General features: G+C 42.4%; 20 protein-coding genes and 1 other annotated feature. Of the genes, 2 read left to right on the top strand and 18 right to left on the bottom strand.

What is annotated here, in order from left to right:
* Positions 1-4: 4 nt before the first annotated feature.
* The 8 genes from rpoB to rpmG form a co-directional block, all read right to left on the bottom strand.
* The gene (gene rpoB / locus M72_RS15020; protein ID WP_055068801.1) at positions 5-3,943 is read right to left on the bottom strand and encodes a DNA-directed RNA polymerase subunit beta; all 3,939 of its coding nucleotides are present in this window, start codon (positions 3,941-3,943) and stop codon (positions 5-7) included.
* 237 nt (positions 3,944-4,180) lie between these two features.
* On the bottom strand, positions 4,181-4,555 hold the full coding sequence (gene rplL / locus M72_RS15015) for a 50S ribosomal protein L7/L12 (protein WP_022044847.1): 375 nt from the start codon (positions 4,553-4,555) through the stop codon (positions 4,181-4,183).
* A gap of 35 nt (positions 4,556-4,590) precedes the next feature.
* Positions 4,591-5,130, bottom strand: a complete 540-nt coding sequence (rplJ, locus tag M72_RS15010) for a 50S ribosomal protein L10 (protein WP_022044848.1) — start codon at positions 5,128-5,130, stop codon at positions 4,591-4,593.
* Positions 5,131-5,169: 39 nt separating this feature from the next.
* Positions 5,170-5,322: a sequence feature (ribosomal protein L10 leader region), on the bottom strand.
* Positions 5,323-5,438: 116 nt separating this feature from the next.
* A complete protein-coding gene (gene rplA / locus M72_RS15005; RefSeq protein ID WP_022044849.1) occupies positions 5,439-6,134 on the bottom strand; it encodes a 50S ribosomal protein L1 in 696 nt (231 codons plus the stop codon).
* Between the two features lie 73 nt (positions 6,135-6,207).
* Positions 6,208-6,633, bottom strand: coding sequence for a 50S ribosomal protein L11 (gene rplK, locus M72_RS15000; RefSeq protein ID WP_055068800.1), 426 nt, complete (start codon positions 6,631-6,633; stop codon positions 6,208-6,210).
* 13 nt (positions 6,634-6,646) lie between these two features.
* Positions 6,647-7,165, bottom strand: coding sequence for a transcription termination/antitermination protein NusG (gene nusG, locus M72_RS14995; protein ID WP_022044851.1), 519 nt, complete (start codon positions 7,163-7,165; stop codon positions 6,647-6,649).
* A gap of 17 nt (positions 7,166-7,182) precedes the next feature.
* Complete coding sequence (gene secE, locus M72_RS14990) at positions 7,183-7,398, bottom strand: preprotein translocase subunit SecE (RefSeq protein WP_022044852.1); 216 nt, start codon at positions 7,396-7,398, stop codon at positions 7,183-7,185.
* 26 nt (positions 7,399-7,424) lie between these two features.
* On the bottom strand, positions 7,425-7,574 hold the full coding sequence (gene rpmG / locus M72_RS14985) for a 50S ribosomal protein L33 (protein WP_055068799.1): 150 nt from the start codon (positions 7,572-7,574) through the stop codon (positions 7,425-7,427).
* 337 nt (positions 7,575-7,911) lie between these two features.
* Here rpmG and fliD point away from each other — a divergent pair, with 337 nt between their 5' ends.
* Positions 7,912-9,210 (top strand): flagellar filament capping protein FliD, encoded by a 1,299-nt coding sequence (fliD, locus tag M72_RS14980; protein ID WP_055068798.1) that lies wholly within the window; start codon positions 7,912-7,914, stop codon positions 9,208-9,210.
* A gap of 62 nt (positions 9,211-9,272) precedes the next feature.
* On the opposite strand, the gene glf is transcribed toward fliD, so the two are convergent.
* Positions 9,273-10,391, bottom strand: a complete 1,119-nt coding sequence (gene glf / locus M72_RS14975) for a UDP-galactopyranose mutase (protein ID WP_055068797.1) — start codon at positions 10,389-10,391, stop codon at positions 9,273-9,275.
* On the bottom strand, positions 10,388-10,891 hold the full coding sequence (locus M72_RS14970; RefSeq protein ID WP_176694798.1) for a VanZ family protein: 504 nt from the start codon (positions 10,889-10,891) through the stop codon (positions 10,388-10,390). The genes glf and M72_RS14970 overlap by 4 nt, the downstream gene beginning before the upstream one ends.
* 153 nt (positions 10,892-11,044) lie before the next feature.
* Between M72_RS14970 and M72_RS14965 the strand changes: the two genes are divergently transcribed.
* The gene (locus M72_RS14965; RefSeq protein WP_055068795.1) at positions 11,045-12,091 is read left to right on the top strand and encodes a glycosyltransferase family 2 protein; all 1,047 of its coding nucleotides are present in this window, start codon (positions 11,045-11,047) and stop codon (positions 12,089-12,091) included.
* 59 nt (positions 12,092-12,150) lie between these two features.
* Here M72_RS14965 and M72_RS14960 read toward each other — a convergent pair whose 3' ends face one another.
* The 8 genes from M72_RS14960 to M72_RS14925 form a co-directional block, all read right to left on the bottom strand.
* Positions 12,151-12,408 (bottom strand): hypothetical protein, encoded by a 258-nt coding sequence (locus M72_RS14960; protein WP_055068794.1) that lies wholly within the window; start codon positions 12,406-12,408, stop codon positions 12,151-12,153.
* A 1-nt stretch (position 12,409) separates the two neighbouring features.
* Positions 12,410-13,453, bottom strand: a complete 1,044-nt coding sequence (locus tag M72_RS14955; protein ID WP_206541840.1) for a M56 family metallopeptidase — start codon at positions 13,451-13,453, stop codon at positions 12,410-12,412.
* Positions 13,454-13,563: 110 nt separating this feature from the next.
* A complete protein-coding gene (locus M72_RS14950; protein ID WP_022045724.1) occupies positions 13,564-13,971 on the bottom strand; it encodes a BlaI/MecI/CopY family transcriptional regulator in 408 nt (135 codons plus the stop codon).
* 359 nt (positions 13,972-14,330) lie between these two features.
* On the bottom strand, positions 14,331-15,149 hold the full coding sequence (locus M72_RS14945; protein ID WP_055068792.1) for a DUF6612 family protein: 819 nt from the start codon (positions 15,147-15,149) through the stop codon (positions 14,331-14,333).
* Positions 15,150-15,212: 63 nt separating this feature from the next.
* Positions 15,213-15,473, bottom strand: coding sequence for a hypothetical protein (locus M72_RS14940; protein ID WP_055068791.1), 261 nt, complete (start codon positions 15,471-15,473; stop codon positions 15,213-15,215).
* A 55-nt stretch (positions 15,474-15,528) separates the two neighbouring features.
* Positions 15,529-15,966, bottom strand: coding sequence for a DUF4869 domain-containing protein (locus M72_RS14935; RefSeq protein WP_055068790.1), 438 nt, complete (start codon positions 15,964-15,966; stop codon positions 15,529-15,531).
* A gap of 163 nt (positions 15,967-16,129) precedes the next feature.
* On the bottom strand, positions 16,130-16,477 hold the full coding sequence (locus M72_RS14930) for a hypothetical protein (RefSeq protein WP_206541839.1): 348 nt from the start codon (positions 16,475-16,477) through the stop codon (positions 16,130-16,132).
* 377 nt (positions 16,478-16,854) lie between these two features.
* Positions 16,855-17,154 (bottom strand): nucleotidyltransferase family protein, encoded by a 300-nt coding sequence (locus M72_RS14925; RefSeq protein WP_055068789.1) that lies wholly within the window; start codon positions 17,152-17,154, stop codon positions 16,855-16,857.
* Positions 17,155-17,260: the final 106 nt, after the last annotated feature.

Raw genomic sequence — 17,260 nt, 5'->3', positions numbered from 1 at the left:
CCAATTACTCTTCATCATCAAGAACTTCTTCTGCGTCATCAAAGAGATCATCAGCATCGCCGAAATCTTCATCATCGTTATCATTTTCCGGTTCTACATTGACAAGCTCTTCATTCTCGGAATCGAACTCCTGCTTGGTAAATCCGTGTTTTTCAAACGACTCACTGTCTTCAAATGCATAATCTCTGTCATCTCTGTCATTTCCAATGATGGCATTGATATCGGTATTTCCGTACTCACTGGTTTCAATGAGTTCTACTTCATTTCTGTCTTCGTCAAGCACTTTGACATCCAGACCAAGAGACTGTAACTCTTTCAAAAGTACCTTGAAAGATTCCGGAACACCCGGCTCAGGGATATTCTCGCCTTTGATAATAGCCTCGTATGTCTTTACTCGTCCTACGACATCATCGGACTTAACAGTCAAGATCTCCTGCAGAGTATATGCAGCACCATAAGCTTCCAGTGCCCATACCTCCATCTCTCCGAATCGCTGACCACCGAACTGTGCTTTACCACCCAGCGGCTGCTGTGTAACTAAGGAGTAAGGACCTGTAGAACGTGCATGGATCTTATCATCAACCAGATGATGCAGTTTCAGATAATGCATGTGTCCGATTGTGACTTTTCCGTCGAAGTATTCTCCGGTACGTCCGTCACGCAGCTGAACCTTTCCGTCACGGGAAATCGGAACACCCTTCCACAGACTTCTGTGTGCACGATTCTCTGAAAGATAATCCATAACGTCCTCTCTCAGAGTATCTTTATACTTATCGTAGAAGTTTTCTTCTCCGTCTTCTGCTTCCTCTGCATCAAACGGCATGTTTACATAGTCATTTGCAAGTTCCAGTGTATCCTGGATATCAATCTCTTTTGCGCCATCGAATACCGGAGTCTCGATATTAAAACCAAGTGCCTTCGCAGCAAGGCTTAAGTGAATCTCCAGCACCTGTCCGATGTTCATTCGGGAAGGCACACCCAGAGGATTTAATACAATGTCAAGTGGACGGCCATTTGGAAGATATGGCATATCTTCTACAGGTAATACACGGGAAACGACACCCTTGTTACCATGACGTCCGGCCATCTTATCACCAACAGAAATCTTACGTTTCTGGGCAATGTAAATACGAACAGACTCATTTACACCAGGAGATAACTCATCGCCATCTTCTCTGGTAAATACTTTGGCATCTACAACAATACCATATGCACCGTGCGGCACTTTCAGGGAAGTGTCACGAACCTCACGCGCTTTTTCACCGAAGATTGCGCGAAGCAGTCTCTCTTCTGCGGTAAGCTCTGTCTCTCCCTTTGGTGTAACCTTTCCTACCAGAATGTCTCCGGCACGGACTTCGGCACCGACACGGATGATTCCGCGCTCGTCAAGGTCCTTTAATGCATCATCACCGACACCCGGTACATCTCTTGTGATCTCTTCCGGTCCGAGCTTTGTATCACGAGACTCTACTTCGTATTCCTCAATATGGACAGAAGTATATACATCATACTCTACCAGACGCTCACTCAAAAGAACGGCATCCTCGTAGTTATAACCTTCCCATGTCATGAAGCCGATCAGCGGGTTCTTTCCAAGTGCCAGTTCACCATTGGATGTAGATGGTCCATCAGCGATCACCTCACCCTTTGCTACTTTCTGTCCCTTGAACACGATTGGTCTCTGGTTGTAGCAGTTGGACTGGTTGCTTCGTGCAAACTTTGTCAGAATATATTCTCTGCGATTTCCGTCCTCCTCACGTACTACGATACGATTAGACTCAGAACTCTCCACGATACCTGCTTCTTTTGCAAGTACACAGACACCGGAATCGACCGCTGTCTTTGTCTCCATACCGGTTCCTACTACAGGTGCCTCGGTAGTAAGAAGCGGCACTGCCTGACGCTGCATGTTAGATCCCATCAGTGCTCGGTTTGCATCATCGTTCTGCAGGAACGGAATCAGTGCTGTAGCAACGGAGAACACCATCTTTGGAGATACGTCCATGTAATCGAATGCAGTCTTATCGTACTCCTGCGTTTCTTCACGGTAACGACCGGATACGGAATTACGAACAAAATGTCCATCCTCATCCAGTTTTTCGTTCGCCTGCGCTACATGGTAATTATCTTCCTCATCCGCAGTCATGTATACAACTTCGTCTGTAACACGAGGATTGTCTTTATCTGATTTATCAATCTTACGGTACGGAGCCTCAACAAATCCGTACTCGTTAATTCTTGCGTAGCATGCCAGAGAGTTGATCAGACCGATGTTTGGTCCTTCAGGCGTCTCAATCGGGCACATACGTCCATAATGGGAATAATGGACATCTCGTACTTCGAATCCGGCACGGTCTCTGGACAAACCGCCAGGTCCCAATGCAGAAAGACGTCTCTTATGTGTCAGCTCACCCAGTGGGTTGTTCTGATCCATAAACTGTGACAGCTGGGAAGATCCGAAGAACTCTTTTACCGCAGCCGTAACCGGTTTGATGTTGATCAGACTCTGTGGGGAAATTCCCTCAAGATCCTGAGTTGTCATACGCTCACGAACCACTCTTTCCAGACGGGAAAGACCGATACGATACTGGTTCTGTAACAATTCACCGACAGCACGGATACGACGGTTTCCTAAGTGGTCAATATCGTCATCTGTTCCGATGCCCCACTCCAGATGCATATTATAGTTGATGGATGCGAAGATATCCTCTTTTGTAATATGCTTTGGAATCAGGTCTGCAATATCTCTCTTAATTGCAGCGATACGCTCTTCCAATGTCTCGTTTTCTTCCATAATCTGCTGCAGAGCCGGATAATATACCAGTTCTGTAACACCAATAGCCTTCGGGTCCTCAATTTCAGGAATCCAGCTTCTGATATCTACCATCATAGAAGAAAGAACTTTTACGTTACGTGTCTCTGTCTGAATCCAGAGCGCCGGAACTGCAGCATTCTGAATCTGATCTGCCAGATCACGGTCAACAGTTGTGCCTGCCTCTGCAATTACTTCTCCGGTAGAAGGATCCAGTACATCCTCTGCCAGAACCTGTCCGTTGATACGGTTCTTTAAAGCAAGCTTCTTATTAAATTTGTAACGTCCTACTTTTGCCAGGTCATATCTTCTCGGATCGAAGAACATGGCAGTGATCAGACTCTCCGCACTTTCTACGGAAAGCGGCTCACCCGGACGGATCTTTTTATATAACTCTAATAAACCAGCCTCAAAACTTCCCTGTGGCTCACGCTCTGTGATCGCCGGGTCCTTCTGCAGGGATGCCAGAATCTTTGGCTCCTCGCCAAACATGTCAATGATCTGCTGGTTGGTACCTACACCAAGTGCACGAAGCAATACGGTAATCGGCACTTTACGGGTTCTATCTACTCTTACACTGAAAACGTCATTGGAGTCAGTCTCATACTCGAGCCATGCACCACGGTTCGGGATAACAGTACATGAATAAAGAGTTTTACCCACTTTATCATGAGCAATTCCGTAATAGATACCAGGGGAACGAACCAACTGGCTGACGATTACACGTTCTGCACCGTTGATAACGAACGTACCTGTCTCTGTCATAAGAGGAAGATCACCCATGAAAATTTCATGTTCGTTAATCTCATCTGTCTCTTTGTTATGAAGTCTAACCTTGACTTTCAAAGGTGCTGCATATGTCGCATCTCTCTCTTTGCATTCCGGGATTGTATATTTCACATCGTCTTCGCACAGTGTAAAATCGACGAAATCCAAGCTCAGATGACCACTGTAATCCGTGATCGGGGAGATATCTGCAAATGCTTCTTTTAAACCTTCATCCAGGAACCACTGATAAGAATTCTTCTGGACTTCGATCAGGTTTGGCATCTGCAAAACCTCTTTCTGTCTTGAGTAACTCATACGCAAGCCTTTTCCAGCCTTGACTGGACGTATTCTGTTTTTCTCCATTGACGTTTCACCTCTCGTTTTTATTTCAATCTAGTTTTTCCTAAAAAAGAGCATGGAAATGCCTAGTGCACCACAATAGTGCAACTTATACTATACAACAAAATCAAGGGAAATGCAAGAATTATTTTCGAGAACTTTTTCAGATAGAGAGAGGGGATACAGCTAAATAAAATAACCCAACAGAAATGCAAGCATCTCTGCCGGGTTATTATTGGTTTCTCGTCGCTTACGCACAGACTACTTTAATGTAACCTTTGCTCCTTCAGCCTCAAGTTTAGCCTTAGCGTCTTCAGCAGATGCCTTGTCAGCCTGCTCCTTGATTACCTTAGGTGCGCCATCAACAGCGTCCTTAGCTTCCTTCAGTCCAAGACCTGTGATCTCACGAACAACCTTGATAACCTTAACCTTGTTCGGTCCAACTTCTGTTAACTCTACGTCGAACTCAGTCTTCTCTTCAGCTGCTGCTGCGTCTCCGCCTGCTGCTGCTACTACAACGCCTGCTGCTGCAGATACGCCGAACTCTTCTTCACATGCCTTTACAAGGTCATTTAACTCTAATACGCTTAACTCTTTGATAGCATCGATAAACTCTGCTGTTGTTAACTTTGCCATGATTATTTCCTCCGTTATAATTTTATTTTTAATAATTATTCTGCTGCTGGTGCTTCCTCAGCCGGTGCTGCGTCTGCTGCTGCATCTGCTGCGCCACCCTTCTCTGCGATCTGATTAAGAACGCGAGCAAGATTTGTGATAGGTGACTGTAAGCTTCCAAGTAATTTGGAAAGAAGTACTTCTCTGCTTGGTACACTTGCGATCTGCTTCATTCCCTCTGCGTCATAGTATGTTCCTTCTACAACGCCGGCCTTGATCTCAAGGCTTGGAGCCTTCTTTGCGAACTCTGCCAGAACTCTGGCTGGAGCTGTAGCATCTTCTGTAGATACTGCAAATGCGTTAGGTCCTTCCAGGACATCCTTTAAGCTCTCGAACTCTGTTCCCTCGATTGCGCGGTTTACTAAAGTATTTTTGTATACTTTGTAAGTTACGCCAGCTTCTCTTAAATTTTTACGAAGCTGTGTATCCTCAGCAACTGTAAGTCCACGGTAGTCAACTACTACAAGTGACTGTGCGTCCTTAATTGTTTCAGAAATCTCCTGAACGATCGGCTGCTTTAATTCTACCTTTGCCACGATTCATTTACCTCCTTATTTTATTTCTTGCATATAGCGTGAGGTATAATAAAAACCCTCCGCCTTACAGCAGAGGGGTATCATTCTTTATGACGATTATCATCAAAAATTCCCTCGGTAGGTGGATTTCCCTTTACGCTGTCGCAATATGCGATAGCACCTTACTGTCTTCGGCAATATGCTTTGCTATTATAATATGTTCTTATGCGGATGTCAAGTGTTTTCCGCATTTTGCTTGTGTAAGTCTGATCATACATTTTATCATTTCATCAGGAACCGTTTCCGGTTCCCGACTTCTGATTTTTCTATTACTGAGCAATCTTTACAACGTTAAGCTTTACGCCAGGTCCCATTGTAGAAGTTAATACAGCACTCTTAATGTACTGACCCTTTAAGCTTGAAGGCTTAGCCTTGTTGATTGCGCCCATAAGAGACTGGAAGTTGTCGTTCAACTGCTCACTTGTAAATGAAGCTTTTCCAACTGGCACGTGGATAATATTTGTCTTGTCCAAACGATACTCAATCTTACCGGCTTTGATGTCATTAACAGCTTTGGTAACATCCATGGTAACTGTACCAGCTTTTGGGTTTGGCATTAAGCCCTTCGGTCCAAGGACACGTCCCAGACGTCCTACAACACCCATCATATCCGGTGTAGCAACTACAACATCGAAGTCTAACCATCCCTCGTTCTGGATCTTCGGAATTAATTCCTCTCCTCCAACGAAGTCAGCTCCTGCTGCCTGTGCCTCGTCTACCTTGGTTCCCTTTGCGAAAACCAATACCTTAACGGTCTTACCTGTTCCGTGTGGCAGTACAACCGCACCACGGATCTGCTGCTCTGCGTGGCGTCCATCACAGCCCGTTCTAAGATGAAGTTCGATTGTCTCATCAAATTTCGCTGTGGCATTCTTCTTTACGAGGTCGATTGCTTCAGCAACATCGTACTGAGCACTTCTATCGTATGCCTTTACAGCGTCCTGATATTTCTTTCCTCTTTTCATGAAATATAAACCTCCTGGTGGTAATATCGGGTGGGAAATCAATTACCCTCCCACATTTCTTCTTAAACTTAGATTAGTCTACTACTTCAACACCCATAGATCTTGCTGTACCAGCGATCATGCTCATGGCAGCTTCGATATTTGCAGCGTTTAAGTCAGGCATCTTCAGCTCAGCGATTTCCTGAACCTGTGCCTTTGTAATCTTTGCAACCTTTGTCTTGTTTGGTTCACCGGAACCAGACTTGATCTTGCAGGCTTTCTTGATCAGTACTGGTGCAGGAGGAGTTTTAGTAATAAAGCTAAAGCTTCTGTCTGCATATACTGTAATAACTACAGGGATAATTAAGTCGCCCTGATCGGCTGTCTTTGCATTAAACTGCTTTGTAAACTCAACGATGTTTACACCGTGCTGTCCAAGTGCCGGTCCGACTGGAGGAGCAGGTGTTGCCTTTCCAGCAGGAATCTGCAGCTTAATGTATCCTTCAACTTTCTTTGCCATTGGAATTGCCTCCTTAATTCATCTTCTTTACATCTGCGAAACTTACTTCTACCGGTGTTTCGCGACCGAACAGATCCACATTGATCGTAACCGTCTGTTTGTTATGGTTCATCGCTGTAATCACACCGCAGGTATCTTTCCAGACACCGCCGATAACAACGATCATGTCGCCTTCCGCGAAATCCACCACAACGTTTTCAGCTTTGATTCCGAGCGGTCTCATTTCAGCATCTGTGAGTGGCACCGGTTTGCTTCCCGGTCCAACGAACCCTGTCACACCGCGGGTATTGCGGACAACATACCATGTATCGTCATTCATAATCATATGAATCAGCACATAGCCCGGGAACATTTTCTTGGAAACCTGTTTTTTCACTCCGTTTTTAACTTCCGTCACTTCCTCAAGAGGAACACGAACCTCCAAAATCTGGTCTTCCAGATGTCTGTTCTCAATTGTCTTGTCAATATTCGCTTTGACTTTGTTCTCATAACCTGAATAGGTATGAACTACATACCAGTTCGCCTCTGCCATAAATCACTATGCCTCCGTTAAAATTTCAAACCAACAAGGAAATTCACACCGTGCTGAATTGCCCAATCCAGCAGTGCAATAATAAGACCGACTACAACGGATGTAACAATCACTGCAATGGTCTGTCTGACAACTGATTTCTGTTCCGGCCAGATGATCTTTTTGAACTCTGCCTTTACACCGTCAAACCAGCTTGTCTTTGGAGCCTTTTCAACGTTTTCTGTCTGTCCCATTTCATAACTCCTTTGCTCTGTACGGACTATTTGGTTTCCTTATGAACTGTATGAGTCTTGCAGAATCTACAGTACTTCTTGGTTTCCATTCTGTCCGGATGAGTCTTCTTGTCCTTTGTCATGTTGTAATTACGACGCTGACATTCTGTGCAGGCTAATGTAATCTTTGTACGCACAACTTCCACCTCCGTTATTAATTTTCGTGTTTTGTCCCGCCTAAAAAAAGGCATAAAAAAAAGACCTACTTCCAAGCTTTCATACTATATCATGATTTTCCATGTCCGTCAACATCTTTTACAATGGTTTTTATGGTTTTTTGCAGCTTTTACGCCAAATTGTGAATTTTTAGTAAAATTTTACCATATACAAGGGTATGGAAAATGCGGTATGATGCCGATATACTATTCAAGTAGAATCTTTTTGGGTGCAAAGGATATGCACCTCACAGGAGAACAGGTCTGTTACTGTCCTGCTCTCAATCCTCAATTCACGGAAGAAAGGAGGGGAATCTCAATGGCAAGGATTGATAATGCCTACGCTTATTATATCTCGACGTATGCCCAGAAAACGGTTTCACGTTATGATTCACACAAGAAAAGTGAACTGCGCAAAGTTTATAATAAAATTGTCAAAATAAATAAAGATTCGCCTCTTTATAAAATTCCGAATCTCACCGATGCGAAAAAATATGCCATAGACATCAAGGAAAACGCGCGCTCCATTCAGAACGTTGTGGCATCTCTTTCCGACCAGTACGGTTCATTTGAGGATTCTTTTAAGAAGAAAGTTGCCATGTCTTCCGATGACGAAAAAGTCAGTGTGACCTATATTGGCGACGGAAGTGAAGAAAGTAAAACCAATAACTTTGACATTGAAGTGCAGCGGCTTGCCACACCCCAGATCAATCAGGGACGTTTTTTAAAAGACAATACACTGTCGATGCGTCCCGGCGCATATTCTTTTGATCTGAATACGTCTGGTGCTGCATATGAATTTCAATATAATATCAATTCCGACGAAACCAATCTGGATGTGCTGGACAAGCTGGCCAGGCTTGTCAACTCCTCTAGTCTCGGAATTACCGCCGAAATACTGTCCGATGGAAACGGTTCGAGTGCGCTGAAACTGACTTCCATACAGACCGGTCTGGCAGATAACGAAACCGAACTTTTTTCCATTGCACCGGATGCCAGCACAGGTTCCACGGAAATCATGGATCAGCTGGGAATTGACCGCATCACTTCCCCTGCACAGAGTTCCGCCTTTACACTGAATGGCACAAGCCACTCTTCCCTGACCAACACATTTTCCATCAATCAGGTATTTGAACTGACCTTAAATCAGCCAACCGATAGTGAGAAAGTAAACATTGGATTTAAAACAGATGCGGATGCAATTGCGGACAATATCCAGTCTCTGGTGGATGCCTATAATTCCATACTTTCCACCGCAGCCGTGTATGCAGACACCAATGCCAGTGCCGGAAACAAACTTCAGACAGAGATTCTTTCCATATCCGGTTCAAGCCGGAGTTCTTTACAGGACATCGGTCTGGTCACAAACGAGAACGGCTCCATCTCTATTGATAAAGAAGCGCTCCGTGAAGCAGTTGTTCCGGAACGTGATCAGAATACATTTGAAACTTTATCCCAATTTCGGGATTCCATCGGAAAAGAAGCGGAAAATATCTCCATCAATCCGATGAACTATGTCAACAAGATAGTCGTGGCCTATAAAAATCCCGGTCACAACTTTGCAACCCCATACATCACATCCATCTATTCCGGAATGATGCTGGACAAATATGTATAACAAAAAGAGCATTCCAGCTGTAACCATACAGCGAATGCTCTTTTTTGTATCTTTCTAGAAGCCTATCCCAGTTCTTTTTCGCACATTTCCAGTGCAGAAGCGATCACAGCGTCCATATCATAATACTTATACTCTCCGAGTCTTCCCCCGAAAATTACATTTTTTTCCTTTTCCGCAAGTTCTTTATATTTCTGATAAAGAGCTCCGTTCTTTTCATCGTTTACCGGATAGTACGGTTCATCCCCCGGTTTCCACTCCGAACTGTACTCCCTCGAAATTACAGTCTTCGGTAAATCATGTCCCTCATCATCCTTGCCGAATTCAAACCATTTGTGTTCAATGATACGTGTCCACGGCGTCTGGGCATCCGTATAATTGACTGCTGCATTTCCCTGGAAATTCGGAGTATCCAGAAGTTCTGTTTCAAACCGCACGGAACGATATTCCAACGCGCCGAGCGAATAATCAAAATACGCATCTATCGCTCCTGTATATACCGTTTTCTCAGCCAGAGCCTTCAGTTCCTCTTTCTGCTCCAGATAATCAATCCCAAGCCGGACTTCGATTCCCTCCAGCAGATGCTCAACCATCTTTGTGTAACCGCCCATCGGAATTCCCTGATACAGCGCATTAAAATAATTGTTATCAAACGTCAGGCGCACCGGAAGGCGCTTGATAATAAAAGCAGGCAGATCCGTACACTTACGCCCCCACTGTTTCTGTGTATATCCTTTGATCAGTTTCTCGTAAATATCGGTTCCCACAAGACTGATCGCCTGTTCCTCGAGATTTTTCGGTTCTGTAATGCCTGCGGCTTTTTTCTGCTCCTCAATTTTCGCCGCTGCTTCCTCCGGTGTCACCACACCCCACATCTTATTAAAGGTGTACATATTAAACGGAAGCGAGTATAGTTCCCCTTTGTAATTTGCTACCGGTGAATTCGTAAAGCGGTTAAATTCCGCAAATTTTGTAATGTAATCCCACACCTTTTTATTGTTGGTATGGAAAATATGTGCACCATACTTGTGCACATGGATTCCCTCAATGTCCTCCGTATAAACATTTCCGGCAATATTCGGACGTTTATCGACAACCAGAACCCTTTTCCCCCTTGTTGCTGCCTCGTGAGCAAATACGGAGCCATATAATCCCGCTCCTACCACCAGATAATCATACTTCATTTCTTTCTCCTTTGTTTTATTATCAGTTCAATCAGCCATAACAAAATGCAACCACATAAAACACCTATGGTGTTGGTCAACATATCATCTACTTCACAATACCCGCGTTTCGTCACGTACTGGCTCAGTTCCGTCAGAACCGAACAGACACCTCCGAGCACAACACATTTCCACATCGGCCGCAGCCGGTGAAAACAAAGCGGTGCCAGAATTCCGAAAGGCACTGTCATAAGAATATTTTCAATAAAAAATGCATGGGTAACCACGCTGTATCCCCACGTGGAAAACAGATCCAGATTCATGCACCCGTTTCTGGAACCGGGTTCTCTGGAAAAAAAAGTAATCTGTATCACCACAAGTATATAAATCGCAAAAAGTATACGAAAAAACCGGACAGATGCTTTTTTTCCATCCTTTTTTTCAGAAAGTACAATTGTTACAACCAGCCCAAGTACCACAATAACCAGTGCCCATGGCACATATTGAAGTGGTTGCCGCATATCTGCCAAAATTTGTTTTATAATTTCACACCACATAAATTTTATTATAGCCATGGTTCAAAAAAGATACAAGTATATTTCTTTATTTCTATGTAAAACTGTTGCAGGATAGTGTAATATAAAAGAAAAACCTCGGAAGGACCATCTGTTATTATGATCACAATAAGTTTATGTATGATTGTCAAAAATGAAGAACCGGTTCTGGCAAGATGCCTGGATTCCGTTGCTTCCATGATGGACGAAATCATCATCGTTGATACCGGCTCCACAGATCGCACCAAAGAAATCGCCGCACAATACACCAGCCGGATCTATGATTTTACCTGGTGTGATGATTTCTCCGCCGCAAGAAATTATGCGTTTTCGCTTGCAACCATGGATTACATCTACTGTCCGGATGCGGACGAATACCTTGATCTGGAAAATCAAAGACGTTTTCTCCGGTTAAAAGGTGCTCTTCTTCCGGAAATTGAAATTGTTCAGATGAACTATATCACCCCACCGGATTTCAACACCGTGCAGAACTGTAAGAAAGAACCACGGCCAAAACTTTTTAAACGCCTGCGCACGTTTTCATGGGTTGATCCGGTTCACGAAACGATCCGCACCGATCCCGTTATCTATGACAGTGATATTGATATTCTGCACCGCCCACATGTCATGCATGCCAAACGGGATTTTGCCATGTTTGAAAAAGCATTTCGTGAAAATCGTGTCCTCTCGGAAAAAATCACGCGCATGTATGCAAGAGAGCTTTATAAATGTGGGGATGAGGAAGATTTTCTACGCGCTACGGATTATTTTTCGTTACACTATGAAGCACACGCTGATGCAGAATCCGCGTGTATTCTGGCACACGCTGCCCGTATCCAAAATTCTGTGGATGATTTCTTTTCGATCTGTCTGAAAGATATGTGCAGTTCTTCCTGCTCCGAAATCTGTTATGAGCTCGGACAATACTACCGGGAACGGCAGAATCCCCAGGAAGCTTCTCTGTGGTTTTATAATGCTGCATTTGAGACACAGCCTGTTCTGGATATTGAAATTTCAGGGAAAAAAGCATTGCTTCAACTGGCGGAATGTTACCGCACGCTGGCAGAAAATGAACTCTGTGATCCATGCTCTGCCGGGGATCTTCTCTCCCGTGCTTCGGAATATGAACAACAGGCACAGGCGTGGGAACTGCCGGAAGAATTATAATTTGCGAAAGAATCATTTATAAAAAAATGCCGGTGCAGCTGCACCGGCAAAAATTTTGATTAGTTTAAATCAATCCAATCTTTATCTACCCAATATCCTCTGGTCTGATTCCATCTTCGATATTGTAATTTAGTTTTTTTGTAAAGCCGAAATTTTGTAACAATCTCATCCGCACACGGTGCAATCCCTATATCATCATTCTGAATAGTCTGTACCTGCGACTCCGATTCAACTTCTGCAGCACTCACACTCACAGCAGGCGCAACAACAAATAATGATGCACAAACCGTTGCTACAATTAAAAGTTTCTTTTTCATGTTATCTTCCTCCTTTTCGAATATTAAACTCATTTTTCTCCAAAAGTTTCACTGTTTTCTTATCGATAGGAAAATTTCCTTCTTCACAATGAAGATAATACTCCCCATTCTTCTCATACATATATGCATTCTTCTGGTTTATTTCCAAACTATCGCCCTTCAAACCATAGGTACTCTCTGGCACCTCATATCTAGACTGAAGTATTATTGAATAAGAAAGCACCAACAGTGCAACCGCAATCACCGGAACAAGAATTCTTCCAATACGCGAACTGCTTTGCTTTCCCTCCGCGACCAGACGAAATCGTTCGATCAGATGATCCGAATGATCTTCAAACAACGGCATGGCTCCTGCAGGTTTTCGAAATTCTTTTTCCTGCACACTTGCCTTATACTCTTTTAATATCACCGTCAGATAGTTACCCCGCTCTGCCGATTTGAGTTTCTTTGTAACCGTCTGGTCACAACGGATCTCAATACTCTGATACATATCTCCTTTTAAAATATACACAAACGGGTTCCACCAGAACACGATACACAGAATGTTGATCAGCTGTATCGTCAGTATATCCTTATTATCCAAATGTGTATATTCATGTAGAATAATATAATGCAATTCTTCACGCGAATATTTTTTGTCCGGAATCAATATCCGTTTCTCAAAAATCCCAATACAACACGGTACTTCTACCGCTGCTGTCTGTACGATCTTAATGTTCCGCTTTTCTTTATCCGTACAAATTTCATCTAAAATATTATTTAATTCTGTATCTTCCGTTTTTTCCATCTCTGAAAAATACGACACAACTCTGTGATACTGTATCAGATACCGCGTCAAAAGAACTGCCATGACCACTCCCCATGCCACCACAAATATATGATAGACATAGATTTCGTGCCCTGCCACACAGGTTATTTCACACCCGAATATCTGATACAGGAAATTATACAGGCTGCCTCCGGATACCACTTTCGTCCATGGCAATTCCACCGGGACGGCAAGCCTGATCAGACAAAACAAATATAAAATGATGATTCCTGTCATACTGGATAAATTCAGCAGAACCGATCGTTTTCTGAGAATGTAGCACAATACAATAAAAATGCTACACCAAACGAACGTCATCCAAACCGAAAATATCGTTATTTGCATTCTTATTCCTCATCATTTTTCAGAGTATCAATAATCTCCTCTAACTTTGCAATAACCTCTGCATTTTTTTCTTTTGCCTGCTTATCTTTTGCTCCGATCAGAGCAGCTGTAATGTTCGCAATAGAACTGCTGTCAATTCCACGCTTAATCAATACAGATGCATAATAATCGTCTTTTGACATAGACGGAGCGAGTTTACGTGCATAAGTCTTGACGGTTTTCTCAAGTCCTACAACTTCCAGATAGCCATCCGTTGTCAGAGACTGAACGGTCTTAAACAATGTAACATTGTTCCATCCGTCTTCTGCCAGGCGCTCTGCCATCTCGTTGGCAGTCAGCGGCTCATTGACCTTCCACAGAAAATTCATTAATTCTTCCTGTCTTACTGTTAAATAATCTTTGTTCTTCATGTTTCTTCCTCCGTAGTTTTATAATTTTATATGTAGTAACTATCATTCTCTGACATTACATATATCACCAACTCTGCCTTATGTGTCTTTTCTACACTAGACAGCCTACTTTATCCTATCATATTTGAATTATAATTTCAATTGCTTCTGACAAGAAATATGCCATTTTAGATAAAAAAAGAATAGCCGTTTTCGCAAACAGCTATTCTCTCTTCTCAGAAACATTTATTTTTGATAGGTGTATGTTCTAACCGAATACTTACCGTGCAGATGTAGCGTCTTTCGGAACCTTTGCCGTATATACTATTTTATTTGTATCCGTAGTAACTGTTGTTGTCATCTTTGAAAATGTGGTATCTTTATCTGCATTCCTTCGGTATGGTAAATGTTGCAGCCTTATTAAAATTTTTATAGGTTACCGTTACTTTTGCCTGCGAATAAACAAGTTTCAGATCCTGTCCCAGCTTCTGATACAGCGCCGACATATACCCGTTCATAAACGCTTTCATATCCGCCGTGGTTCTGACTGGACGGCAGGTTTTTTTATCGATCCAACAGGTCACTTTGATTGCCGGCAACGTATTGTAATCCACAGCAGCTGCCGCATTGATCTCTTTGCTCATTCCCATCTGGTCCAAAAATTTCACCACATCGGAGCCCTTTACCTGCGCCGAAATCTGAACGGTATTGATCCGGTTGACTTTTATTTTCTTTTTCACAATTTTTGCATCCGAATACATGGAAATATCCATACCTTTGATCTGATTGGTATAGTTTAAAATCCCTGTTTTCTGATATCCGGAACCATTGGAAGAAATGTACTCCCACAGCAATCCATCCGCATCTTTTGTCAGATAGGCAACCGCCTGGTTCTTAGAACTCATTCCTGCAAGTACTGTGGTTGTATCTGTTACGCTTTTTACCTTCAGAGGACTGTTGTATACGCTTTGCTTTACCACCGTCTTATTTTGAATGATCTGCCCTTCCATTGTCATCTTCTGATCGGTTGTCTGCGTAAAATCATATGATTTTAAGTTTCGCACCGCTATATCCATCTTTTCCAGATACTGCTGTGCAGACAGCGTCGCCGCACTTACAGGTGTAACAGCTGCAAATGTGCTGAGTATGGCAGACAGTACCAAAATGACCACAATTTGTTGTTTTTTTAATGCTTTCATCGTTTTCGTTCTCCTTTCTTTATGTGTCGGGCCTAGACGCTGGTTTTATCTCATTCTCTTTTCCTATACCATGCACCTGTCAAAATTAATATTACTGTCCAGTAAAAACTTTGATAATATTTTCATCGCTCTGGCATAAAGATACTGTTTGTTTAATTTTTTCTTGTGATATTCCAGTTCTGTCCCCTTCGTATGTTCTTCCAGTACATGCGTAAAATACCTTTCCCAGCTCAGGTATTTTGTGCTCTCTGTATAGTCACTTGGATTTTCCAGTTCCGCTGTCTCCACGTATAATGGTAATATTGCGTGATAATACAAAGTCATATCTGATCGTATTATCTCCAATTTGAACTCTGTGTTTTCCTATCATATGATCTGATCACCTCACAAAATGAATAGAATTACGATACAACTCTTTGGAATCGTGACAAACAGCCCCGGTATTTTGTATCTTAAGTTCAAATGGTTCCGGAAAATCCATAAAATAATTCAAATTGATCAAAGTATTCTGGTTTTCCGCAATTTTAAGAAGCCATTCGGCACAATTTTCACCGCATGCAGTACAATCTATTAACAACTCCGGCTTTTTATAAACAAGGATAAGTGCCTTTACCCCACCAGACAATTTCGATGTCGGAATAATTCCAAGAACAGGACTTTCAATTGCATGGGATGACAATACCTCCGACTTGTCTACCGCCCGGATCATCTCCTTAACAAAAGGGTCCTCAAACCATTTTTGAGAATAGGTATGATTAAAATAGGTGTCTGGGTCATTGATTGCCCCATCAACCTCTCCATAAACGATTGTTAACATAATTATCTCCTGATTTATCCTATACGATTTCACGAATGAAATGTTATTGGTTTTATTGATTAATAAAAATCCGTTATACTTTGCATATAGTATAACGGATTAATATTAAAAATACAATTTTGTTTTAAACAGTGATACGAATCCCTGCCATGAAGATCATCTTCTATTTATCGAGGCTCTCATATATCTTCTCTGCATCATAGTCCGGTGCTGCTTTTTCTACCGCTTCATATATCGGGCGCAGCGTATCCACGCTTTCTTCCAAGTCTTCTGCCACGGCCTCCATCGTATAGCCTTTTTGTACTTTTTTTACTGTAATCTTTATTATTTTAAGTATCTCTCCTCTTGAAATGCCGCGTTTTTCTCCTCTTTTTTCTCCTCTTTTTTCTCCTCTCTTTTCCGCCTTTTTCTCTCTTTCTTCAGCAACTTCCTGTGCATACTTTTCTACTGCCTCACACATAAGTTTTCTCCCACCTTTCGTCTCCTTGAAATGTTTCACTCCATCTGCCAATGCCTTATTTTCTATCTTTTCCGCTTTGCTTTGATGAGAATGATCTGCAGCATTGCATCATTTTCCTCTGCACTGTCATTATCCGCATGGCAAAGGAGTTAAAGGCCACTCTTGTCAGCCTTGGAGTTTAACATTATTTTATAATTCTTTTTCTGTATTTTAACTCATTTTAAGTTATAATACAGAATTCAAGTTAAGATTTGCTACGAATCACTTTTTCTTTACCATGCAACGTTTTTTAAAAAACGAAATACCGTAGCAAAGAATCTGATCGTAATCATCCTCATACTGTACCTTCTAACACAAAATCTGCCTGAGAATCCGCCACGGTGCTTTTCTTCAGATTCGCTAAACTATGACAAAAAGAATGATATCGATTAATAAATTTGTTTTCCATACTTCTTAATATCCTCCAGCAAATACTTATTTTCTATTTCATCATAATAAAAGAAATCAATCTTCCTAAGTGTATCAATTTTCTCCACAGCTTCTTCTAACGCCTCATGATCCACTTCTCCGTAAACAACAAAATCAACATCGCTACGACTTGTTGCGGTTCCAGTCGCAAAAGATCCAAATAAATCCAGGCGTACTACATGAAGGCTACGACAAATCTGTGTAACACGCTTAATAATTTCACTTATCTTCATCATATTGAAATCAAATTCCTGGACCATATACACTCTCTCCAAACACAAAATGGGGCTGTAAAATAAGTCCCTAATATAAGAAACGCCAATTCCGGCAAATGTCGGTTTTGGCGTTTCTTTGTATTAACTTTTC

This window comes from Roseburia faecis, from assembly GCF_001406815.1.
GTDB lineage: Bacteria > Bacillota > Clostridia > Lachnospirales > Lachnospiraceae > Roseburia > Roseburia faecis.
The sequence above is the reverse complement of the archived record's forward strand: the minus strand, read 5'-3'. Positions and strand labels throughout refer to the sequence as shown.

Coding starts and splice junctions, on each gene's coding strand:
- rpoB (WP_055068801.1), bottom strand. CDS start 3,943: ATGGAGAAAAACAGAATACGTCCAGTCAAGGCTGGAAAAGGCTTGCGT.
- rplL (WP_022044847.1), bottom strand. CDS start 4,555: ATGGCAAAGTTAACAACAGCAGAGTTTATCGATGCTATCAAAGAGTTA.
- rplA (WP_022044849.1), bottom strand. CDS start 6,134: ATGAAAAGAGGAAAGAAATATCAGGACGCTGTAAAGGCATACGATAGA.
- rplK (WP_055068800.1), bottom strand. CDS start 6,633: ATGGCAAAGAAAGTTGAAGGATACATTAAGCTGCAGATTCCTGCTGGA.
- nusG (WP_022044851.1), bottom strand. CDS start 7,165: ATGGCAGAGGCGAACTGGTATGTAGTTCATACCTATTCAGGTTATGAG.
- secE (WP_022044852.1), bottom strand. CDS start 7,398: ATGGGACAGACAGAAAACGTTGAAAAGGCTCCAAAGACAAGCTGGTTT.
- fliD (WP_055068798.1), top strand. CDS start 7,912: ATGGCAAGGATTGATAATGCCTACGCTTATTATATCTCGACGTATGCC.
- glf (WP_055068797.1), bottom strand. CDS start 10,391: ATGAAGTATGATTATCTGGTGGTAGGAGCGGGATTATATGGCTCCGTA.
- M72_RS14970 (WP_176694798.1), bottom strand. CDS start 10,891: ATGCGGCAACCACTTCAATATGTGCCATGGGCACTGGTTATTGTGGTA.
- M72_RS14965 (WP_055068795.1), top strand. CDS start 11,045: ATGATCACAATAAGTTTATGTATGATTGTCAAAAATGAAGAACCGGTT.
- M72_RS14960 (WP_055068794.1), bottom strand. CDS start 12,408: ATGAAAAAGAAACTTTTAATTGTAGCAACGGTTTGTGCATCATTATTT.
- M72_RS14955 (WP_206541840.1), bottom strand. CDS start 13,453: ATGACAGGAATCATCATTTTATATTTGTTTTGTCTGATCAGGCTTGCC.
- M72_RS14950 (WP_022045724.1), bottom strand. CDS start 13,971: ATGAAGAACAAAGATTATTTAACAGTAAGACAGGAAGAATTAATGAAT.
- M72_RS14945 (WP_055068792.1), bottom strand. CDS start 15,149: ATGAAAGCATTAAAAAAACAACAAATTGTGGTCATTTTGGTACTGTCT.
- M72_RS14940 (WP_055068791.1), bottom strand. CDS start 15,473: ATGACTTTGTATTATCACGCAATATTACCATTATACGTGGAGACAGCG.
- M72_RS14935 (WP_055068790.1), bottom strand. CDS start 15,966: ATGTTAACAATCGTTTATGGAGAGGTTGATGGGGCAATCAATGACCCA.
- M72_RS14925 (WP_055068789.1), bottom strand. CDS start 17,154: ATGGTCCAGGAATTTGATTTCAATATGATGAAGATAAGTGAAATTATT.